The sequence below is a fragment of the Photobacterium arenosum genome, assembly GCF_014841115.1.
In the GTDB taxonomy this organism is placed as follows: domain Bacteria; phylum Pseudomonadota; class Gammaproteobacteria; order Enterobacterales; family Vibrionaceae; genus Photobacterium; species Photobacterium arenosum.
Map to the genome: position 1 here is coordinate 127,709 of NZ_JACYTP010000005.1, position 22,447 is coordinate 150,155.

At 52.1% G+C, this 22,447-nt stretch carries 21 protein-coding genes; 10 read left to right on the plus strand and 11 right to left on the minus strand.

From position 1 onward, the window contains the following. Positions 1-10 precede the first annotated feature (10 nt). Positions 11-2,503: an ATP-dependent helicase HrpB gene (gene hrpB / locus IFO68_RS10125; RefSeq protein ID WP_192015781.1), complete on the minus strand. Its 2,493-nt coding sequence runs from the start codon at positions 2,501-2,503 to the stop codon at positions 11-13. Between the two features lie 127 nt (positions 2,504-2,630). Between hrpB and thpR the strand changes: the two genes are divergently transcribed. From thpR to panC, 8 genes are all read left to right on the plus strand, one after another. After that, the gene (gene thpR, locus IFO68_RS10130; RefSeq protein ID WP_192015782.1) at positions 2,631-3,236 is read left to right on the plus strand and encodes an RNA 2',3'-cyclic phosphodiesterase; all 606 of its coding nucleotides are present in this window, start codon (positions 2,631-2,633) and stop codon (positions 3,234-3,236) included. Beyond that, positions 3,233-3,940, plus strand: a complete 708-nt coding sequence (gene sfsA / locus IFO68_RS10135; RefSeq protein WP_192015783.1) for a DNA/RNA nuclease SfsA — start codon at positions 3,233-3,235, stop codon at positions 3,938-3,940. Before thpR ends, sfsA begins: the two co-directional genes overlap by 4 nt. Positions 3,941-4,077: 137 nt before the next feature. Continuing rightward, the gene (gene dksA / locus IFO68_RS10140) at positions 4,078-4,527 is read left to right on the plus strand and encodes an RNA polymerase-binding protein DksA (protein ID WP_027253634.1); all 450 of its coding nucleotides are present in this window, start codon (positions 4,078-4,080) and stop codon (positions 4,525-4,527) included. Between the two features lie 82 nt (positions 4,528-4,609). Next, entirely contained in the window at positions 4,610-5,518 is a 909-nt protein-coding gene (gene gluQRS, locus IFO68_RS10145; protein ID WP_192015784.1) for a tRNA glutamyl-Q(34) synthetase GluQRS, read from the plus strand. A gap of 81 nt (positions 5,519-5,599) precedes the next feature. After that, the gene (gene pcnB / locus IFO68_RS10150) at positions 5,600-6,964 is read left to right on the plus strand and encodes a polynucleotide adenylyltransferase PcnB (RefSeq protein WP_225445166.1); all 1,365 of its coding nucleotides are present in this window, start codon (positions 5,600-5,602) and stop codon (positions 6,962-6,964) included. Next, positions 6,961-7,446 (plus strand): 2-amino-4-hydroxy-6-hydroxymethyldihydropteridine diphosphokinase, encoded by a 486-nt coding sequence (folK, locus tag IFO68_RS10155; protein WP_192015785.1) that lies wholly within the window; start codon positions 6,961-6,963, stop codon positions 7,444-7,446. Before pcnB ends, folK begins: the two co-directional genes overlap by 4 nt. Before the next feature lie 25 nt (positions 7,447-7,471). Beyond that, complete coding sequence (gene panB / locus IFO68_RS10160) at positions 7,472-8,266, plus strand: 3-methyl-2-oxobutanoate hydroxymethyltransferase (protein ID WP_192015786.1); 795 nt, start codon at positions 7,472-7,474, stop codon at positions 8,264-8,266. 12 nt (positions 8,267-8,278) lie between these two features. Continuing rightward, a complete protein-coding gene (gene panC, locus IFO68_RS10165) occupies positions 8,279-9,154 on the plus strand; it encodes a pantoate--beta-alanine ligase (RefSeq protein WP_192015787.1) in 876 nt (291 codons plus the stop codon). 100 nt (positions 9,155-9,254) lie between these two features. Here the strand turns inward: panC and IFO68_RS10170 are convergent, their stop codons facing one another. Then, the gene (locus IFO68_RS10170; protein ID WP_192015788.1) at positions 9,255-10,025 is read right to left on the minus strand and encodes an ABC transporter permease; all 771 of its coding nucleotides are present in this window, start codon (positions 10,023-10,025) and stop codon (positions 9,255-9,257) included. After that, the gene (locus tag IFO68_RS10175; RefSeq protein ID WP_192015789.1) at positions 10,022-10,945 is read right to left on the minus strand and encodes an ABC transporter ATP-binding protein; all 924 of its coding nucleotides are present in this window, start codon (positions 10,943-10,945) and stop codon (positions 10,022-10,024) included. Before IFO68_RS10175 ends, IFO68_RS10170 begins: the two co-directional genes overlap by 4 nt. A 173-nt stretch (positions 10,946-11,118) precedes the next feature. Between IFO68_RS10175 and can the strand changes: the two genes are divergently transcribed. Continuing rightward, the gene (gene can / locus IFO68_RS10180; protein WP_192015790.1) at positions 11,119-11,769 is read left to right on the plus strand and encodes a carbonate dehydratase; all 651 of its coding nucleotides are present in this window, start codon (positions 11,119-11,121) and stop codon (positions 11,767-11,769) included. 66 nt (positions 11,770-11,835) lie between these two features. Here can and hpt read toward each other — a convergent pair whose 3' ends face one another. Beyond that, positions 11,836-12,369, minus strand: a complete 534-nt coding sequence (hpt, locus tag IFO68_RS10185) for a hypoxanthine phosphoribosyltransferase (protein ID WP_192015791.1) — start codon at positions 12,367-12,369, stop codon at positions 11,836-11,838. A gap of 208 nt (positions 12,370-12,577) precedes the next feature. On the opposite strand from hpt, the gene IFO68_RS10190 reads away from it, so the two are divergent. Continuing rightward, complete coding sequence (locus IFO68_RS10190) at positions 12,578-13,186, plus strand: TetR/AcrR family transcriptional regulator (protein WP_192015792.1); 609 nt, start codon at positions 12,578-12,580, stop codon at positions 13,184-13,186. A 9-nt stretch (positions 13,187-13,195) separates the two neighbouring features. Here the strand turns inward: IFO68_RS10190 and IFO68_RS10195 are convergent, their stop codons facing one another. The 7 genes from IFO68_RS10195 to acnB all read right to left on the minus strand — a co-directional run bounded on the left by IFO68_RS10195 (position 13,196) and on the right by acnB (position 22,283). Then, complete coding sequence (locus IFO68_RS10195) at positions 13,196-14,233, minus strand: ABC transporter ATP-binding protein (protein WP_192015793.1); 1,038 nt, start codon at positions 14,231-14,233, stop codon at positions 13,196-13,198. Continuing rightward, positions 14,233-15,861: an ABC transporter permease gene (locus IFO68_RS10200; RefSeq protein WP_192015794.1), complete on the minus strand. Its 1,629-nt coding sequence runs from the start codon at positions 15,859-15,861 to the stop codon at positions 14,233-14,235. Before IFO68_RS10200 ends, IFO68_RS10195 begins: the two co-directional genes overlap by 1 nt. Before the next feature lie 153 nt (positions 15,862-16,014). Beyond that, the gene (locus IFO68_RS10205; RefSeq protein ID WP_192015795.1) at positions 16,015-17,028 is read right to left on the minus strand and encodes a Fe(3+) ABC transporter substrate-binding protein; all 1,014 of its coding nucleotides are present in this window, start codon (positions 17,026-17,028) and stop codon (positions 16,015-16,017) included. A gap of 165 nt (positions 17,029-17,193) precedes the next feature. Beyond that, a complete protein-coding gene (locus IFO68_RS10210; RefSeq protein WP_192015796.1) occupies positions 17,194-18,423 on the minus strand; it encodes an ammonium transporter in 1,230 nt (409 codons plus the stop codon). A gap of 29 nt (positions 18,424-18,452) precedes the next feature. Next, the gene (locus tag IFO68_RS10215; protein WP_120513354.1) at positions 18,453-18,791 is read right to left on the minus strand and encodes a P-II family nitrogen regulator; all 339 of its coding nucleotides are present in this window, start codon (positions 18,789-18,791) and stop codon (positions 18,453-18,455) included. A gap of 193 nt (positions 18,792-18,984) precedes the next feature. Further along, positions 18,985-19,353, minus strand: coding sequence for a YacL family protein (locus IFO68_RS10220; RefSeq protein ID WP_192015797.1), 369 nt, complete (start codon positions 19,351-19,353; stop codon positions 18,985-18,987). A gap of 332 nt (positions 19,354-19,685) precedes the next feature. After that, the gene (acnB, locus tag IFO68_RS10225; RefSeq protein WP_192015905.1) at positions 19,686-22,283 is read right to left on the minus strand and encodes a bifunctional aconitate hydratase 2/2-methylisocitrate dehydratase; all 2,598 of its coding nucleotides are present in this window, start codon (positions 22,281-22,283) and stop codon (positions 19,686-19,688) included. Positions 22,284-22,447: the final 164 nt, after the last annotated feature.

The following is a 22,447-nucleotide window of genomic DNA, read 5'->3' on the forward strand; positions in this document are numbered from 1 at the left end:
TGCTGGCCGACTACATATATTTCTTGGTTTTTCGTGTCGGGGCATGACTGGCGGGATCATCAGGCCAAACATGCTTAGGGTAACGGCCCTTCATTTCTTTTTGTACCTCTTTGTAGGCACCTTGCCAGAATGCGGCCAGATCCGAAGTAATCTGTAACGGACGCTGGGCCGGGGAAAGCAGCTCAAGTACCAGCGCAACCTTTCCCTGGGCTATTCTGGGTGAGACCTGCTCACCGAACATTTCCTGCATACGTACCGCCAGTACAGGGGCCTGCCCAGGCTGATACCGTATCGGGTAACGTGACCCGGTCGGCACCTGATAATGGGTTGGCAGTGCCGCATCCAGAGCTTTGGCCTGCTCCCAGCCCAGATACGCTTCCAGAGCGGCGGTCAGATCCAGTTTCACCAGCGCCTTCATGCTATGGATCCCTGTCATGAAAGGCAGCAGCCAGTCTTCCAGTGTCAGCAGCAAACTCTCTTCATCCATGGCTGGCAGTGCCATCGCCGGCAGCCAGCTGGCCGCGCAACGGGCGCGAGTCAGCAAACCTTCACTGCGCGTATTCCAGGGCAGTACATCCAGCCCCTGACGACGAATGGCATTTAGCAAGGCTTCCCCGGCACGGGCCGGATCCGGCTCTGCCAGCGCGGTACGTTTGATAATCAGCTTGCCACAGCAATATTGCTTCTCAGCGACCAGACGGCCTTTTTTGTCATCCCAGTCGAGCCATTCCTTCTCATGGAACAATTGCGGCATCGCCTGCTGCAATTGCCCGATATCGGCCGCCACAGCGGAAAATACCCGGCTGTCACCCTGCCTGGTTTTCACCACATCAGCCACCACCAGCGCAGACTCCCCGGCCAGCGGATGGTCATCATCGATAACCACGCCCTGACCGTTAGCCAGCTGAAAGCGGCCATCCTGCCCCCGGGACACGGCAACACGATCGGGAAAGCCCGCCGCCATCAGCACAGGCAGCCAGCGACTGTCAGTTCGCCATCCGAGCGTCTTATCCTGATCCGTCGTCCCGTGTTTTGAAAAATGCTGTCTGGCTCGCTGCCTGTAGTACGCACTGCGGGGAAGCTGATCCGACTCCAGCAGGTGCAGCTGAAATGCCAGATCTGGATTGTTCATCCCTCTGACCGGCTCTTCTAACAGCGCCACCAGCATAGCGGCGGTCACGCGCACACTCACCTCAAGCGAGCTGGCATGCGCCAGAATCGCCGCCAGCCTGGGCTCAGTACCCAGTTGCTGGATGGCCTGTCCTTTGCCGGTGAGCTGATGGCGTGTGTCCATCGCCCCCAGCGCGATCAGTAATGCCTGAGCCTGCTGCAGCGCGCCCTCAGGCGGCACATCCAGCCAACGCAGTTCACCGGCGGAAGCACATCCCCACTGGGCCAGCTCCATCGCCAGATGGCTCAGATCGGTACGCAGGATTTCCGGCTCGGGCACGGCGGGCTGACGGGCCAGTAATTCTTCGCTGTACAGCCGCAGGCAAATACCTGGCTCAAGCCGCCCGGCACGTCCGGCTCGCTGTTCCGCCGAGGAACGGGCAATACGCACTAACTCCAGACGGCTGATACCGGTTCTGGCGTCCCAGCGGGCAATCCGCTCTAAACCGCAATCCACCACCAAACGAATACCTTCAATGGTCAGGCTGGTTTCTGCGATATTGGTTGCCAGTACAATTTTCCGTTTGCCCTTGATGGCAGGCTGTATGGCCTGCTGCTGGGCTTTACTGTCCATTTGGCCATACAGTGGCGCAATAATAACATCCGGGCTGACAGCCGCTTGCAACCACTCGGCAAGCCGGCGAATTTCTCCGGCACCGGGCAGAAAGACCAGCACAGAGCCTGGCTCAGCCGTCATCAGCCGGAGGATCTCGCGCCCGGTCCATTCAATCGAAACACCATTGCCCTGCTGGACGCTGGTGGCCTGAGTCTGGTATCTGTAGTCCACCGGATAGCTGCGACCGGCTGATACCAGGTATTCGGCATCAGGCAGTAAAGATTGCAAAGCCTGATGATCCAGGGTGGCCGACATCACCAGTAATTTCAGATCGTCACGTAAGGCTTCCTGCACTTCCAGCGCCAGTGCTAACGCTGTATCGGCATGCAGACTTCGTTCATGAAATTCGTCGAAAATCAGCAGTTCTATGCCGGATAACTCAGGATCTTGCTGCAACATCCGGGTCATTACCCCTTCAGTCACTATCTCCAGCCGGGTCCTGCCACTGACCCGAGTTTCGCCCCGCACCCTGAGCCCTATGGTCTGTCCGACTTCCTCGCCCAGCTGAGCCGCCAGATAGGAGGCAATATTACGGGCAGCCAGCCGGCGCGGCTCCAGCAGGACAATTTTACCGGCCACTGAGCCCGCAGCCAGCAGTGACAGCGGCAACCGGGTAGACTTACCCGCACCTGGCGGTGCCTTGAGGATGATCTGTTCACTGCGCTCAAGCGCCTGGTGCAAATCAGGCAGCACCGCATCAATGGGGAGTTGTGACAATATCTTTACCTTGTGTCATCTTCTATGAAGGCGCCTGTGTTGCAGATAATACAGAACGCTCAGAAACAATCGGACTTATTGTACTCAAACAGGGATAACGGTGCTATCCAACCGGCAGGAGGTCATTATGTCACATCACTTCAGGCAGCCTGATTTTCCACCGCAGCCAGGCAGCCAACGGATGTTTTTTGCGCTGCCGCTGACGGTCCCCCCCGCGGCGAATCTGGCGCCGTACCAAGGCTTGTGTCAGCTGAAAGACGCCTTACCCGGCAAAGGGCGTACCATACCGGATGCCAACCTGCATCTGACGCTGGCCTTCCTCGGGCAGATCACCGATGAGCAAACCCGCCAGCTCGTCGCTGCTGTCAACCAGCTCACCATCCCGGCTTTCTCGATGCATTTCAACCTGCTGCGTTACTGGAAACGCAGTCGCGTACTCTGGCTGGGCGGCGATATCTGCCCCGAGCCTTTAGGCCGGCTCGCCGAGCAACTGAACCAGCTGGCCCTTGATCTTGGGCTGATACAGGATGCCAGACGCTATACCCCGCACATCACGCTCAGGAAAAACCTGCGTCAGCGCCCTGTTATTCCTGACGAACAACCGGATTTTCTTTTTCACTTTCAGCGCTTTGGTCTGTATATTTCTGAGCCCGACGGGCCAGGCGTCCGTTACCGGCTCGCGAACCAGTGGCCACTTATTCAACCGGAGATCGCCGTACAGGACAGCGAATGAATTACACACCTTCCCTGCAGTCAGCCACACTCATTAAACGCTATAAACGCTTTCTGGCCGATATCGCGTTGCCCGATGGCACCACCACGACCATTCACTGTGCCAACACGGGTGCCATGACAGGGTGCGCCGATCCCGGCTCCACCATCTGGTATTCCACCTCGGACAACCCTAAGCGGAAATACGCCCACAGCTGGGAATTAACACAAACGCAGGACGGACACTGGATTTGCATCAATACTGCCAGAGCGAATCAAATTGTGGTCGAAGCACTCAAAAATAACCACATTCCGGAATTATCCGGCTATGCTTCATTGCGCACAGAAGTGAAGTATGGTACTGAAAACAGCCGGGTAGATATTGTTCTGGATGATCCCTCGCTGCCATCTTGTTTCATTGAAGTAAAAAGTGTCACTTTGCTGGAAGATGATGGCCGCGGGTATTTCCCGGATGCTGTTACCACCCGGGGACAAAAACATTTAAGGGAGCTGGCAGAGGTCGCCGCCACGGGTCAGCGCGCTGTGTTATTTTTCGCAGTCCTGCACTCTGGGATTGAAAATGTCGCCGCGGCACGCCATATAGACCCGGTCTATGATGAGTTACTGGAACAGGCAGAAAAAGCAGGGGTGGAAGTCCTCTGTTACCGTGCAGAAATCAGCCCGACGGCTCTGACTTTGAGCCAGCGGATAGAATTTGCTCAGTAACGCGGAAAAATGATGCTTTCTTCACAATGGTATAAAATTGAAGATATGCAGTAATTGCCACGTTATATCCTTTCTGCTATAGATACCCGCCAAAATTAACCAGTGACGGTTATTCGGTATATGTTAGGAGATGCTATATGCCAGAGAGCAAGGTTAAAAAATCGTTAGGCATCCTGGCTATTGCTGGGGTTGACCCGTATCAGGAAAAAGCCGGCGAAGAATATATGGGTGAAGCGCAGTTAGAGCACTTCCGCAAAATTCTCGGAGCCTGGCGCAACCAATTGCGTGAAGAAGTTGACCGTACCGTTAACCATATGCAGGATGAAGCGGCTAACTTTCCGGATCCGGTTGACCGTGCAGCACAGGAAGAAGAATTCAGCCTGGAACTGCGTAACCGAGATCGTGAGCGTAAACTGATCAAGAAAATCGAAAAAACGCTGCAACGTATCGAAGATGACGATTTTGGTTTCTGTGATTCATGTGGCGTGGAAATTGGTATTCGCCGCCTGGAAGCCCGTCCGACAGCCGACCTGTGCATCGACTGTAAGACACTGGCAGAGATCAAAGAAAAGCAAATGGCTGGCTAAACTGCCCTTTGTAACCATAATCTGACAAAAGGGAGCCAAGGCTCCCTTTTTTATTGTTATTGACTGTCTGCTATCCAACACCATGACAAGATTATCTCCGTATACTGGACGATTCGCCCCCTCACCTTCCGGTCCGCTGCACTTCGGCTCACTGGTGGCGGCATTGGGCAGCTATTTGCAGGCGCGCTCCCGGCAAGGTCAATGGCTGGTCAGAATCGAAGACCTGGATCCCCCGCGTGAAATGCCCGGTGCCGCAGACGACATACTGCGCACCTTGGACGCCTTTGGCATGACCTGGGATGGCAGTGTCATTTACCAGAGTCAGCGCCACGCCCTATACCAGGCTCAGATAGAACACTGGCTGGCTCAGGGCGACGCCTATTATTGTCGTTGCAGCCGCAAAGCGATCAAAGAAGCCGGTGGCTTTTATCCCGGCACTTGCCGCAATGCCGGCCTGGATGCCGCTCACAGTGCGGTAAGGTTGAAAGTCGACCAGGCCATCACAGGTTTTCATGACCAGCTGCACGGCTGGATCGCAATACCCGAAGCGCTGGCCAGCGAAGATTTCATCATCCGCCGCCGTGACGGCCTGTATGCCTACAACCTGGCGGTCGTGCTGGATGATATAGCGCAAGGCGTCACAGAGGTCGTCAGAGGAGCCGATCTGATTGAACCGACAGGACGCCAGATAGGCCTGTATCACCGATTAGGACAACCCGAGGTAAGCTATTTACATCTGCCGCTTGCCGTAACGGAAAACGGCAATAAACTGTCCAAACAAAATCACGCGCCGGCTATCGACACGCGTCGGCCAGGCCCGCAGCTGTGGCACGCTATGAGGTTTCTGGGGATGTGCCCGCCGGCAGAATTGCAGTGCGCTGATCGCGACGACATTCTCCGTTGGGGGATCGCGCATTGGGATGTCGCGAACCTGCCGCCAACAACAGCGATCACGCTGAACCTAGCATCTAGAGGTGACTTGGGTATATGATATGCGGCTGTTCAGTCCGGCCTTATCACAATTACGAGGTGTGTTATCTTTAGTCGAGTCGCCAGCTTTTGCCGTAAAGTATTGACCCGAGAGCAAAAAGCTCTGGGTAACAAGGAGCCAAGCTTGCAAGTTTATCAACGCCAGGAGCACGGTATCTCCCGCAAAGACATCAGCGAAAATGCGCTGAAGGTACTCTACCGCCTCAATAAAGCCGGTTTTGACGCCTATTTGGTCGGCGGTGGTGTTCGGGATTTGCTGCTGGACAAAGAACCCAAAGATTTTGATATTGCGACCAATGCAACGCCGGAAGAAATTAAGGCGCTGTTCCGCAATTGCCGCCTGATCGGCCGCCGCTTCCGTCTCGCCCATATACTTTTTGGCCGTGACGTGATTGAAGTGGCCACTTTCCGCGGCCACCATGATGCAGGCGCCGTTAAGCTGCCAGCCGGCAAGCAGGCCATTGCCTCACGCAACCATGAAGGCATGCTGCTGCGTGACAATGTCTATGGCACCATTGATGAAGACGCAGAACGCCGTGACTTCTCGATTAACGCCCTGTATTACAGCATCAAAGATTTCACAGTCAGTGATTACGCGAACGGTGTGGTTGATCTGCAAAACCGCCTGGTCCGCCTGATCGGCGATCCAGAAACCCGCTATCGTGAAGATCCGGTGCGGATGCTGCGTGCCGTACGCTTTGCCGTCAAGCTGGATATGCAGATTGAAGCCCGCACTGCAGCCCCGATTCTGGAACTGTCGACCCTGCTGAAAGACATTCCTGCCGCACGTCTGTTTGAAGAGAGCCTCAAACTGCTGCAGGCCGGTAAAGGGCTTGAGACTTACAAAATGCTGCGCGAATACAATCTGTTCCAGCAGCTGTTCCCGATTCTGGCCGAGCATTTTACCGAAGATCACAGCAGCCTGACCGAGAAGATGCTTGAGCACATCCTGGCTGCCACTGACGTCAGAATCACCGAAGGTAAGCGCGTCAATCCAGCCTTTATGTTTGCGGCCATGCTCTGGTATCCGATGAATGTCCGGGCAGAAGAAATTGCCAGCACCAGTGGTCTGAGCGACTACGATGCTTTCATGATAGCGGCCAATGACATTTTGGATGAGCAGGTGAAAAACATTGCCATCCCTCGCCGCCTGACCACGACTGTGCGTGATATCTGGCAGCAACAGCACCGCTTCAGCCGCCGTTTCGGTAAACGCGCCTTTGCCATGCTGGAACACCCTAAATTCCGGGCAGCCTACGATTTTCTCGAAATGCGTGGCCAGTTTGAAGGGAAAGATGTGGCTGAACTGGCAACCTGGTGGCACAAGTTCCAGTTTGCTGAACGTGATGAACGCAATAAAATGGTTCAGGAACTGGGTGGCGGTAATCAGCGTCGTCGCCGTCGTCCGCAACGACGAAAGAAACCACAGGCAAAATCGGCCTCATGATTCGTGCCTATATTGCCATCGGCAGCAATTTGAATGATCCGGTGAACCAGGCTTACCAGGCACTGACGGCGTTACGTCAGGCCTGTGACCTAAGCGTGGTCGCTGAGTCCTCGCTGTACTGCAGTACCCCTATGGGGCCGCAGGATCAGCCCGATTACATCAATGCTGTGGTTGCCGTTGATACTGAACTGACACCACTGGCGCTGCTCGATCTGACGCAGAAGATTGAACAGTTGCATGGAAGAGTCCGCAAAGCAGAACGCTGGGGGCCGCGCACTCTGGATTTGGATATCCTGCTTTATGGCAATTTGCAGCATCACTGTGAACGTTTAACTATTCCGCACTATGGCATGAAAGCCCGTGAGTTTGTGCTTTATCCACTGGCTGAAATTGCCCCTGAACTCGTCCTGCCTGACGGTACAGCGCTGACTGACCTGCTACCCGAGGTGGACCGAAACGGCCTGCGTGTGTGGTCATCCTGACACATCCGGGAGAAGGGAGATAACAATGAAGAAAATCACTATTAACGACCTGATGAAGTGGAAGCAGGAAGGTCGTAAGTTTGCCTCACTCACCTCTTATGATGCGAGTTTTGCCCAGTTGTTTGAGCAACAGGAAGTGCCTGTCCTTCTGGTCGGTGACTCCCTGGGTATGGTACTGCAAGGCCAGACAGATACCCTGCCTGTGACTATTGATGAAATGGCTTACCACACCCGCTGTGTGCGTGCCGGCAGCCCCAATGCTCTGCTTCTGGCGGACTTGCCTTTCATGACCTATGGCACCCCTGAGCAGGCCTGTGACAATGCCGCCAAGCTGATGCGCGCCGGTGCCAACATGGTAAAACTGGAAGGGGGCAACTGGCTGGCCGACACAGTCAGAACATTGACCGAACGTGCCATACCTGTGTGCGCCCATCTGGGCCTGACACCTCAATCGGTCAATATCTTTGGTGGCTACAAAGTTCAGGGACGCGATAAAGAACGCGCTGACCAGATGCTGGCCGACGCCATTGCGCTGCAAAAGGCAGGCGCACAAATTGTCGTGCTGGAGTGTGTCCCTGCCTCACTGGCCAAACGCATCACCGAAGCCTTAGATATTCCTGTTATCGGCATCGGAGCCGGTAACGTGACTGACGGCCAGATTTTAGTCATGCACGACATGTTAGGCATTTCTGCCAACTATATGCCGCGTTTTTCTAAAAACTATCTTGCTCAGACTGGCGATATCCGCAAAGCGGTTTCACAGTATCTGAAAGAAGTGGAAACGGGAACATTCCCGGGTCCAGAGCATACCTTTGAGTAAGGAAAACCCACCATGCAGACTTTTGCTGACATTTCCCCTGTTCGTGAACAGGTTCGGGCCTGGCGCCGTGAAGGCCGCCGTATCGCCTTTGTTCCGACCATGGGAAATCTGCATCAGGGGCACCTGACTCTGGTTCGCAAAGCACGCGAACAAGCCGATATCATTATTGTCAGTATTTTCGTTAACCCAATGCAGTTCGATAAAGCTGACGATCTGAATAGCTATCCTCGTACTCTGGAAGAGGATCTGGCCAAATTGAATGGTGAGGGCGTCGAACTGGTTTTCACACCGACCCCGGATATCATTTACCCCAATGGCATGGACCGACAAACCTTTGTCGAAGTGCCGGGCCTGTCTCACATGCTGGAAGGGGCGTTGCGCCCAAGTCATTTTCGTGGCGTCGCCACCATAGTGGCCAAGCTGTTTAATATTGTGCAGCCAGATGTGGCCTGCTTTGGTGAAAAAGACTATCAGCAACTGGCGTTGATCCGTCAAATGGTCAACGATCTCGCGATGCCGATTGAGATCATTGGTGTACCGACAGTGCGTGAAATGGATGGCCTGGCTATGAGCTCTCGTAATGGATACCTCACCGTAGATGAGCGTCAGCGCGCACCGGTACTGGCCAAAACCATGCGCTGGATCAGCAGCCAGATCCGCGGCGGACGCCGTGATTTTGATGAAGTGGTGCTGGATGCCAATGATCAATTGCGTGCTGCCGGTCTGGAACCGGATGAAATTTACATCCGTGATGCCCGTACGCTGCAGGTTGTCGGCGAAGAGACCACACAGGCGGTGATCCTGATGTCTGCTTTCCTGGGGAAAGCGCGTCTGATTGATAATCAGGTCATTGAGCTGGCCTCTGTCTCAGCAGACACCACTCACTAACAAAACCAGACAGACATCTGCGATAAGCATCTGACTAAAACGCCCAGTTACTTAGCGGTAACCGGGCGTTTTTATTGGGCATTAAACCCGCTGTATCGACTCAGGAGCGTAAGCCTATCCCTTTTGATATCAGATAGTGGGCCAGGCCGTACAAAGCAAGCACAAAGGCCAGAAGCACGCTAAACGCTGTGCCTATACCGACATCGGATACCCCGAGGAAGCCATAACGAAAAGCATTGACCATGTAGACGATAGGGTTGAGTTTGGACACCCACTGCCAGAATTCAGGCAACAGATTGAGGGAATAAAACACCCCGCCTAAGTAGGTCAAAGGCGTCAGTACGAAAGTGGGAATAATGCTGATGTCATCAAAGGTTTTGGCGAACACCGCGTTGATCAGTCCCCCCAGAGAGAAAACGATGGAGGTCATGATGACAGTGGCAATAATCACCCCCAGGTGCGCTATCTGCAAATCGACAAACAGTAGCGACACAGCCGTCACTATCACCCCGACACCCAGTCCGCGCAGTACACCACCACCAATATAGCCGGCGATAATGACAAAGTTGGGCACAGGCGCAACCAGCAATTCTTCAATATTGTGCTGAAACTTAGCACTAAAGAAAGAAGACGCCACATTTGAATATGAGTTAGTGATCACTGACATCATGATCAAACCGGGCACTATGTATTCCATATAGGTAAAACCGCCCATCTCACCGATCCGACTGCCGATCAGGCTACCGAAAATGATGAAGTATAACGTCATGGTGATGGCTGGCGGCACCAGTGTCTGTACCCAGATACGAGCAAAACGGTTCACTTCTTTACTGATTAAACTTTGAAAAGCAATCCAATACTGGTATCTCATGCAGACTGCTCTCCTTGGCTCTGAGCTACAAGTGTCACGAACAACTCCTCAAGACGGTTGGCTTTATTACGCATAGACAGTACCTCTATCCCCTGAGCACTCAGCTGGCTGAATACAGAGTTCAGACCTGTTCCCTTGTGAATGTCGATTTCCAGCGTGTGATTATCCGGCATTTTCCATGCCACACCATCAAGTTCAGGTTTACTGCCATTGAGGACAACATCAAGAATGAAGGTTTCCACCTCCAGCTTGGCCAGCAGAGATTTCATGCTAGTGTGTTCAATCAGCTCACCATGATTAATGATGCCGATATTACGGCACAGCATTTCGGCTTCTTCCAGGTAATGCGTAGTCAAAATGATAGTGACGCCCTGGCGGTTAATTTCTCGTAAAAAAGTCCACATCGAACGGCGCAGCTCGATATCCACCCCTGCAGTCGGTTCATCGAGAATTAACAGCCTGGGTTCGTGCATCAGGGCACGGGCAATCATCAGGCGACGCTTCATACCGCCAGACAAACTACGGGCACGCTCATTGCGCTTGTTCCACAAATCCAGCTGTGTCAGGTACTTCTTTGCCCGCTCTTTGGCCAGCGCCTTGGGGACGCCATAAAAACCGGCCTGATTAATCACTATCTGCTCGACAGTCTCGAACTGATTGAAGTTAAACTCCTGCGGCACCAGACCGAGCTGATTTTTCGCTTCAACCAACTGCTTATCGATGTCATAGCCAAACACTTTCACCTGACCGGAGGTTTTATTGACCAGGGAGCTGATCACACCAATCGTGGTCGATTTACCGGCACCATTAGGCCCCAGCAGAGCGAAAAAGTCCCCTTCTTCGACTGTCAGGCTCATATCCTTAAGGGCCTGCACCCCTGGATAAGCCTTGTTTAAATCAGTAATTTCTAATGCATTCATACAATACGCTTTTTTATTTGGTATAAAGAGTAAAAAAATCAACAAATCGGATTTGCAAGCCGCCTCGCAAGTGTATAGTAATGACCTGTTTATCTTTGGCTTTGCAAGCGCATCATAGCAGCCATAGCCTGACCAAAGATAAACAACCCAATGTAGCAAACTAAGGTGTTGTCATGGCAGAAATTAAACAGCTATTTGCAAATAACTTTTCCTGGTCGGAAAAGATTAAAGCAGAAAACCCGGAATTCTTTTCACATCTAGCGAAAGCACAGCACCCAGAATATCTCTGGATCGGCTGCTCCGACAGCCGGGTTCCGGCAGAACGCCTGACTGGCCTGGACTCTGGCGAGCTTTTCGTGCACCGAAACGTGGCTAACCAGGTCATCCATACTGATCTGAACTGCCTGTCAGTGGTGCAGTATGCTGTCGATGTGCTCAAGGTCAAACACATCATTATCTGCGGCCACTATGGTTGCGGCGGTGTGGCAGCCTCAATTGATAATCCGCCCTTAGGGCTCATCAATAACTGGCTGCTTCATATTCGCGATCTGTACCTTAAGCACCGCAGCGATCTGGGGACTCTGCCCCGTGAGGCCTGGGCCGATAAGCTATGTGAAATCAACGTGGCTTCGCAAGTATACAACCTGGGCAACTCGACCATCATGCAACAAGCCTGGGAACGCGGCCAGAAAGTTAAAATTCATGGCTGGGTGTACGGTATTGGTGACGGCAAACTGACGGATTTGGGCGTTACCGCCACCAGCCGGGAGTCTCTGGAAGTTTCCTACCAAAGCGCAATGGCAACGATTTTGCCCAAAGAATAACCCATAAAGTAAAAGCGACCATCCGGTCGCTTTTACTTGCATCACGCAGCTAAAAACTGAAAGTTATCAGTCTTCCAGCGGAATCACTTTTCCGATAAATCGCAGATGGCGGTATTTCTGCGCATAATCTATGCCGACACCGACCACAAACTCATCGGGAATTTCAAAACCAATCCACTCGGCATCCACGGCGACTTCACGGCGCTCAGGCTTGTCCAGCAAAGTACAGATACGGATGGAATTCGGATTACGCAGGGCCAGTATTTCCCGGACTTTATTCAGCGTGTTGCCGGTATCAATAATATCTTCAACCAGCAGCACGTCTTTGCCTTCGATTTCATCATCCAGATCTTTCAGAATACGGACATCACGGCTGCTTTCCATCGCGTTTCCGTAACTGGAAGCCGTCATAAAATCCACTTCGTGCGGCAGATCAACCGCACGGGCCAGGTCAGCCATAAAGACAAAGGAACCTCGCAGCAATCCCACCATGACAAGGTTTTCTGAGCCTTGATAATAGGCGGTGATCTGCTCTCCGAGCTCTTTAATCCTTGCCTGAACATCCTGCTCAGAAATCATGACTTCAATGGTATGCTTCATTTATCTCTCCATATGCGCATTTGGCATGCACATGGGTCTCAGTGATTACTAAAAAGCTATTCTACCATCCTTGAACAAGAAAAGTTATTGCTTCAATTATTCGAGCCATATGACACAACGGGTATAAATCAGATTGAACCAAATCCATTGCTGAGGTAGAGTTATTAAGCAAAGTGCATATAAATCGATTGGCTAGGGAATTTGTAGCATGGACACCATAGTTAAAAAAACGAGGACGCGTCTCTCACCTGAGAAACGAAAACAACAACTTCTCAAGTGTGCGCTGGAAGTGTTTGCCCGCCGAGGTATCGGACGAGCAGGACATGCCGACATTGCTGATATGGCTAATGTCTCAGTGGCAACGGTTTTCAATTATTTTCCTACCCGTGAGGCACTTGTTGAGCAAGTTCTGTCACAGGTGGAAAGAAATTTTAATGAACTGCTGAATCTGTGCCTGGGAGAAGAGCACGATACCCTTCATAGTCACCTGAGCTGCATCACAGGCTATATGATTGATGCGGTTATCGAACAGCAGGACTGGTTAAAGGTATGGTTTGAATGGAGTACTTCTGTCAGGACTGAAACCTGGCCGCAGTTTCTTGATGCAAACCGTCCGAACCTGAAACAACTGACCAATATCTTTGAGCAGGGTAAACAGGATGGTCAGCTAAGTACGGAGATCACCTCTTATGATCTGACCTGGCTGCTTCATGGTTTATGTTACGTGCTGTATTTACGCGCCAACATTGAGCCAGATAAAAACAGCATGCAAACACAGGCCGACGCTTACATCAGCCTAATGTTCCCGCAGGTATAACTGCTGCCGTTAACTGGCAGCAGCAAGTACTCTGGGCTGGTACAAGTCCAACTCTACGGATACGCGTTGACCAGTTTGCAGGATCATAGGGGTATTCACTATCAAGTGGTGCCCCTCGTAGTCTACCGTATAGCGGCAGCTGTCGCCCATGAACTGCTGTTCCAGAATAATCCCATCACCGTCTTCGGTCGGTGCCAGCTTTAGGTTCTGTGGCCTGACAAGCCACTCAACATGCCTGCCTTCGCCAAATGTGACGGCTTTTGCCAGATCAACACAGCCAAAGGGTGTCAGTAAGCCATCCTGCCCGATAGTGGCCGGCAAATAAGACCCCGCCCCCAGAAAATCAGCGACAAAACGGCTACAAGGTTGATAGTAAAGCTCCGCTGCGGTACCAAACTGTTCTATCACGCCATTGTGCATCACTGCCAGCTTGTCCGCGAAAGCAAAGGCTTCCTCCCGGCTATGAGTCACAAAGATAGCCGTTACCCCTTGCGCCTTGAAGATTCGTCGTATTTCCCGAATCAGCCCATGGCGAACCTGAGTGTCGATATTCGAAAACGGTTCATCCAGCAATATCAGATCAGGCTCGCAAGCCAGAGCCCGCGCAATCGCAACACGCTGTTGCTGACCGCCAGATAGCTGGTGCGGATAACGCTGGCCAAGGTTTTCCAGCCTGACCAGCGACAGCATTTCTTCCACTTTGGTCTGCGCATTGTTTTTTTCCCAGTCTCGCAGGCCAAAGGCTATATTTTCCGCCACAGTCAGATGGGGGAACAGCGCATAATCCTGGAAGATCATCCCTATATTGCGATTCTCCGGCGGTACCCAGTTCACTTTATCCACCACAGTACGGCCATTAATCCGCAACTCACCCTGCTCTTGCGGTAATAAGCCGGCAATGGCTTTAAGCAAGGTTGTTTTCCCGCAGCCGCTAGCTCCTAACAAACAGATGATTTCATTGTCTTCCACCACCAGAGACAGATTTTCCAGTACAGCATGACCGTTATAACGACAGGTCAGATTATGGACAGATAACGCATGACTCATCAGTGTGATTGCTCCAATGAACGGTTTACAACAACCAAAGGCACCAAGCCGACAAGCACCAGCAGAATGGCTGGCATTGCGGCCAGCTCCAACTGCTCATCAGAGGCATAGTTGAAGACATAGGTTGCCAGAGTTTCAAAGTTAAATGGCCGCAGTAACAGCGCGGCGTTCAGCTCCTTCATGGACTCGATGAAGACCAGCAGACCCGCTATCAGGCAGCCCCGCCGGATGAGCGGCAAATGTACACGCCTCAGCATAGACATGGGCGCGCATCCCATGGTCTTGGCAGCCATGTCCAGTGACGGAGGTATTTTGGCCAGGCTGCTTTCAATACTGCCAACGGCTACTGCACCAAAACGCACCACAAAGGCAAAAATCATCGCAAACACAGAGCCGGAGAAAAAGAGTCCGGGCCGTCCCCATCCCATGAACTGAGTGAAGTCATTAAGCCAGTGATCGGCTGTGGTCAGTGGGATCATCACGCCGATTGCCAGCACAGTACCCGGCACGGCATAGCCCATCACACTTAAACGCATCGGCGCGATACTGGTACGGCGGCCATCCAGACGATGATAAAAATTGACCAGCAGTGCGACAGCAACAGCCAGTAAAGCAGCACTCACAGCAACCATCAGGCTGTTCATGCTGAACTGTCTGAACTCAGAGTTCCAGCTCTGGGCAAAATACTGCCAGGCATAATAGAGCAGTTGCAGCAGCGGCAGGATGAAAGCCAGTCCAATCAGCCCCCAACACCAGCTCAGTGCCAGCACCTTCTTCCAGCCGGACAAACGGTAACGGACATCTTCATTCGGCTCACTGTGCTGCTGAAACAGTTTTTGCCGGCGACGACTGAATCGCTCTGCGCTGATCAGCAAAAAAATAGCCAGCAGCATCATGGCTGAAATTTTTGCCGCCGCGTTAAGATTGGAATAGCCCAGCCAGGTGTCGTATACCGCTGTTGTCAGCGAATGGACGGCAAAGTAACTGACAGTGCCGAAATCGCCCAGGGTTTCCATAGCAATCAAAGACAGGCCGACGGCAATGGAAGGCCGAGCCAGAGGCAAAGAAATGCGCCGGAAGCTTTCCAGCGGCGAACAGCGCAGCAAACGCGCAGATTGCAGTAAACTGGCACTCTGCTCCATAAAAGCCGTGCGGGCCAGCAGGTAGATATAAGGATATAGCACCAAAGCCAGTACCAGACACGCACCGCCTAAGGTTCGGATATCCGGAAACCAGTAATCCTGATAACTCTGCCAGCCAAACCAATCGCGCAGCAGAATTTGTACCGGTCCGGCATAGTCGAACCAGTCAGTGTAGATGTAGCCTATGATGTAACCCGGCATCGCCAGTGGCAGTACTAAGGCCCATTGCAGCCACTTTTCACCGGGCAGCCGGCACATGGCCATAAACCAGGCGGCGGGCAAGCCAAACAAAGCCGCCAGTAACGCGGTGCCGGTGACCAGCACCAGTGTATTGAGGGTATAGGTCCCCATCACTGTGCTCATCAGGTGCGCAAACACCTGATCCGATTCCCCCAGTGCCGTATAGAAAATGGCTAAAATGGGTAAAACCAGTAAAACACCAAACGTCCAGCCGCTGGTTTTCCAAATAGGGTATCTGTCTTTCATTGCCGACAACTTAGTATCCTTGAGCTGACACGAGAGAAGCCTTGCCCAACGAAGGGGCAACACATGCGTCCAAGCGGTTCGCGAAAAAAAACGCCCCCAAAGATACCAGACAATCGATAAAAAGGGGCCTACCGACCCCTGTTTTTCTTCTACTTACAGATCAAACTGTACTTCATCGAGCAATTTGGTTGCTGCATTGTGATAATCGGCGATCTTTTCCAGAGGCAGAGTATCAGCACTGAAATCTCCCCAGGACGCCACCAGCTCAGAGCGCTCGACACCCGCTTTAACCGGGTATTCAAAGTTCACATCAGCGTACATGTGCTGAGCTTTGTCTGATGTCAGGAATTCCATCAGTTTCTGAGCATTGGCTTTATTAGGCGCATGCTTAGCCATCGCCATACCACTGATATTGACATGGGTACCGTTAGCCTGCTGACCCGGGAAATTGATGTAAACCGCTTCTGCCCACGCTTTCTGGTTTTCATCGCTTAACATTTTACCCAGATAGTAACTATTGCCGATTGCCAGATCACACAGGCCTTCTTTAACCGCTTTCACCTGGCCTCGGTCGTTACCCTGAGGTTTGCGAGCCAGGTTCGCTTTTACCCCTTCAAGCCAGGTTTTGGTTTCTGCTTCCCCGTAATGCGCAATCATCGAAGAAACCAGAGAAATATTGTAAGGGTGCTTACCTGAACGGGTGCAGATTTTGCCTTTCCACTCAGGTTTCGCCAGATCCAGATAATCAAAACTCGCTGGCAGACGGCCGACACGCTCCCTGGACGAGTACACACTGCGGGTACGTAACGTCAAGCCAAACCACTCATCGTCAGAGTCGCGGTACTGAGCCGGGACATTCTTGTCGATCACTTCACTGTCAACGGCCTGAACCAGGCCTTTATCACTCAATTCTGCCAGACGGCTGATGTCAACGGTCAGAATCACATCGGCCGGGCTGTATTCGCCTTCCTGAGCCAGTTTTTCAGCAATGCCATCTTTGGCAAATTTTACGTTGACCTTAATGCCAGTTTCATCTGTGAATTCTTTCAGCATCGGCTCAATTAAAAACGACTGGCGCAGAGAGTAGACGTTGACTTCTTCGGCAGCCAGAACCATTTGAGGTGCCGACAACCCCAGTAATACAGCAGAAGCTAACAGTTTTTTCATTGAGCATTCCCTTAATACAAAAATGAATGATAACGTTTATCAGTATCGCTCAATTATACTGTAGCTGCTTCAGTCAACAATGTGTTGAAACAAATGAACACAAAAAAACGCTGCCTGCTGGCAGCGTTTTTGATAATTATGTGAATTAGCTCAACTTTAAAGCAATTACTTCACGCTGACAAACTCAGGGTAAGCATCTATGCCACAGTCGTGTAAATCCATACCGGCCATTTCTTCCTCTTCGCTGACACGGATCCCCATGGTAGCTTTCAGGATGGCCCATACGGCCAGACTCGCACCAAATACCCAGGCGAAGATAACAACCGCACCCAGTAACTGAGCACCAAAGCTGGCACCTGTGTTGCTGAACGGTACCACCATCAGGCCGAAGAAACCGCACACGCCGTGCACTGAAATCGCACCGACAGGATCATCGATTTTCAGCTTGTCCAGACCGATGATACTAAAGACAACCAGTGCACCGGCAATCACACCGATAATAACCGCTGACATAGGTGATGGAGACAGCGGATCAGCGGTGATCGCCACCAGGCCCGCCAGTGCACCATTGAGAATCATGGTCAAATCAGCTTTACCCCAGGTGGTTTTACACACTGCCAGTGCGGCGATAGCACCTGCAGCCGCTGCTGCATTGGTGTTGAGGAAGATTTTACCCACAGCCGTCGCATTCTCGAAGTCGGAAATCATCAGTTGCGAACCGCCGTTGAAACCGAACCAGCCAAACCACAGGATAAAAGTACCCAGGGTCGCCAGCGGCATGTTTGAACCGGGAATTGGCAGGATTTCTCCATTTTTGCCGTATTTGCCTTTACGGGCTCCCAGCAGCAACACACCAGCCAGTGCCGCAGACGCACCCGCCATATGCACAATTCCTGAGCCGGCAAAGTCACTAAAGCCAGCAGCTGACAGGAAGCCGCCGCCCCAAGTCCAGTAGCCTTCAACCGGATAGATAACAGCTGTCAGAACGACTGAGAATACCAGGAATGCCCACAACTTCATGCGTTCGGCCACAGCCCCTGAGACCACAGACATGGCTGTCGCGACAAAGACCACCTGGAAGAAGAAGTCAGATTCCAGCGAGTGGTCAGCCCCTTCCGCCTGAGTACCGAATAAGGTACCAAATGAAGGTAGCCAGCCACCTTCGCCGTTATCCACATACATGATGTTATAACCCACAATCAGGTACATGGTGCAGGCAATGGCGTACAGACAAAAGTTTTTAGTTAAAATTTCTGTGGTGTTTTTTGAGCGTACCAGACCGGCTTCCAGCATGGCAAAACCCGCTGCCATCCACATGACCAGGGCACCTGAGATCAGGAAAAAGAATGTGTCGAGCGCGTAACGCAGCTCTGTCACCGTTGTTGATAATTCCATGGTTGTCGTCCTCTTATCACATCTCGTTGTTATAATGCTTCTGCGTCTGTCTCACCGGTACGGATACGTACCGCATGGTCCAGATCGTAAACAAAAATCTTACCGTCACCGATTTTGCCGGTGTGTGCTGCCTTGGTAATCGCCTCAAGAATGATTTCCAGGTTCTCCGCCTGAGTGGCGATTTCCAGCTTGACCTTAGGCAGAAAATCAACCTGATATTCCGCACCGCGGTACAGTTCAGTGTGCCCTTTCTGACGGCCAAATCCCTTGACCTCAGAAACGGTCATCCCCTCAACCCCAACGTCCGCCAGCGCTTCACGCACATCATCCAACTTAAAAGGTTTGATTATTGCATTGATGAGTTTCATTAACCTTGCTCCTTAAACCTGTGCATCCCTAACATACACAGATTAATAAACAAGCTTCGTGCCAACTTTAAAAAGCCTTAATAAACATTAACTTAATTAATAAACATAAAAATTGCACAAAAAAACCGCACCATAGTGGTGCGGTTAATTCCCCGAAAAGAAGCAAAGCAGGAATTTACACTGAATCTGACACCTATCGTCCGCGAGTGAATGCACGCCAAGCATGCAAGACTTGCTCAAGATCCTCAAATCCACACAAAGAAACCGCTTCATCGTCATAATGGCTCATGTCTTCATCAAGCTGCTCTTCATCTTGAAAAAACAAATAATTAGCCTGAACAATGGCTTCGTTATCCTCCAGGATCAGTGTCATTTCTTCCCCGCTTAACCGCCACTCGCTCGTCGTACCCTTTAATGCACCAAGTTGATTCAGAATCAAGGCTATCTTTGCCTCATCAGCCTGCACTTCTTCCACCAGCCAGCGGCCAAGCGCTTCATGTCCCATAGAAAAAACCACATGATAGCTGCCATCCAGCATGTTTTTCTTAAATTCGTAGTCCATACCTGCCCTTTATTATTGTGATTAGTGATTGGTGTCTGCCGTCAGGCGCCATCTTACTTAACTATTGTCCGCATACTGCATTCAGTGAAGGAAGACGGAATAATTCCGCCGCGCACCTTGTCAGGAACCCGGTAAAAATGCAACCTGAAGCCGCTATGAACTGCCTATAAGGCGTGTGTGGGAAGTCTCACAACCTTGCCGAGCCACAGGCTTAGAAGGCACACGGCGAAACGTAGCGCAACACAAAAGACATAAGGATAAAAAGACAAAAAAAGACAGGGAGCCACTGGCTCCCTGTCTTATTCACGAGTATCTATTCTGGTCGGGTATGATTACACCGCAGCCTGGATAATCACTTCATCCGCACGCTTAGTGTACTGACCCATACGGTGGAAGTTCAGATAACGGTAAGTATCTGCTGCCGTTGCATTAATCTGCTTGGCGTACTCCATGTACTCTTCCACAGTCGGGATACGACCCAGGATAGCACCCACCGCTGCCAGCTCAGCTGAAGAAAGGTACACATTGGCACCTGTCCCCAGACGGTTCGGGAAGTTACGGGTAGAGGTCGACATCACAGTTGCTTTATCAGCCACACGCGCCTGGTTACCCATACACAGCGAACATCCCGGCGTTTCAATACGAACACCGGCACGACCGAAGATACCGTAATAACCTTCCTCAGTCAGTTGATCACGGTCCATCTTAGTGGGTGGTGCCACCCACAAACGCGTGTTCAGCTGGCCACCAAATTTATCCAGCAGCTTACCGGCGGCACGGAAATGGCCGATGTTAGTCATACAGGAGCCGATGAAGACCTCGTCGATTTCCGTACCCTGCACATCAGACAGCAGGCGTGCATCGTCCGGATCATTTGGCGCACACAGAATTGGCTCTTTGATCTCAGCCAGATCGATTTCGATCACGTGAGCATATTCGGCGTCTTTGTCTGCTTCCATCAGAGACGGATTATCCAGCCATTCCTGCATCGCAGTAATACGGCGTTCAATGGTTCGACGATCACCATAACCTTCGGCGATCATCCACTTCAGCATCACAATGTTGGATTCAAGATACTCAGCCACAGACTCCTGCGACAGTTTTACTGTACAACCCGCCGCACTGCGCTCTGCCGAGGCATCAGACAGCTCAAAAGCCTGCTCAACCGTCAGGTGCTCAACACCTTCAATTTCCAGCACGCGGCCGGAGAATTCGTTGATCTTACCGGCTTTCTCTACGGTCAGCAGACCATGTTTGATACCGTAGTAAGGGATGGCATGCACCAGATCACGCAGCGTGATACCTTCTTGCATTTCGCCCTTAAAGCGCACCAGGATAGACTCTGGCATATCCAGCGGCATCACACCGGTTGCCGCAGCGAACGCCACCAGACCAGAACCGGCCGGGAACGAAATTCCCAGAGGGAAACGGGTGTGCGAGTCACCGCCGGTACCGACAGTATCAGGCAGCAGCATGCGGTTCAGCCAGGAGTGGATCACACCGTCGCCAGGGCGCAGCGAGACACCGCCACGGTTCATGATGAAGTCAGGCAGCGTATGGTGGGTGTTGACATCAACTGGCTTAGGATAAGCCGAGGTGTGACAGAATGACTGCATGGTCAGCTCAGCAGAGAAGCCCAGGCAGGCCAAGTCTTTCAGCTCATCACGGGTCATAGGACCTGTGGTGTCCTGAGAGCCCACTGTGGTCATCTTAGGCTCACAGTAGGTGCCCGGACGGATACCTTCAACGCCACAGGCTTTACCAACCATTTTCTGAGCCAGGGTAAACCCTTTACCAGAATCTGCCACTGGCTGCGGACGACGGAATACCGTCGACGCTTCCAGGCCCAGACACTCACGGGCACGGTCAGTCAGACCACGGCCGATGATCAGCGGAATACGGCCGCCGGCACGCACTTCATCAATCAGCACGTCGGTTTTCAGCGAGAAGGTAGAGACCACTTCATCACTGCCGTGACGACGCACTTCACCTTTGAATGGGTAAACGTCGATCACATCACCCATGTTCAGCGCCGTCACATCCACTTCAATCGGCAGTGCACCGGCATCTTCCATAGTATTAAAGAAGATAGGCGCAATCTTACCGCCCAGCACATAACCGCCAGCGCGCTTATTGGGGACATTCGGAATATCATCGCCCATGAACCAGAGTACGGAGTTAGTCGCCGATTTACGGGATGAACCCGTACCGACCACATCACCGACGTAAACCAGCTGATGCCCTTTCTCTTTCAGGGCTTCAATTTGTTTCACCGGGCCAACTGAACCGGCTTGATCCGGTTCAATGCCGTCACGTTCATTTTTCAGCATCGCCAGCGCGTGCAGAGGAATATCCGGACGAGACCAGGCATCAGGCGCCGGCGACAGGTCATCGGTATTGGTTTCACCGGTGACTTTAAAAACAGTCAGGGTAATTTTTTCAGCCAGTTCAGGCTTAGACAGGAACCACTCGGCATCCGCCCAGGATTGCAGCACTTGCTTGGCGAATTCATTGCCGGCTTTTGCTTTTTCTTCGACATCATAGAAAGCATCGAACATCAGCAGCGTATGAGACAGGGCTTTCACCGCAATCTGTGCCAGTTCGGCATTGTCTAACAGGCTGATCAGGGGCTCAATGTTATAACCACCTTGCATGGTGCCCAGCAGTTCAGCCGCTTTTTCTTTGCTGACAATGGGAGAAGTCGCTTCACCTGTGGTAATCGCGGCCAGAAAGCCCGCTTTCACGTATGCAGCTTCATCAACACCTGGCGGGATGCGGTTTTCCAGCAGGTCGACCAGGAAGGCTTCTTCGCCTGCAGGTGGATTTTTCAGAAGTTCAACCAGAGCAGCAGTTTGCTCGGCATCCAGAGGCTTAGGGACAATCCCTTCAGCAGCACGCTCTTCGACGTGTTTACGGTAGGCTTCAAGCACGACATATTCCTCATTTTTCGGTTTAGCCAACCGGCTAAACATCCTTGGAAGTGATTGCCCTCTCCGGTTTTCACGCACGCATTATGCTTGACTTGATTCAGACCTTTTTGACGTGCAGGAGAGACCAAAACCGGTTACGGAGCATACCATTTTTAACTAAACAT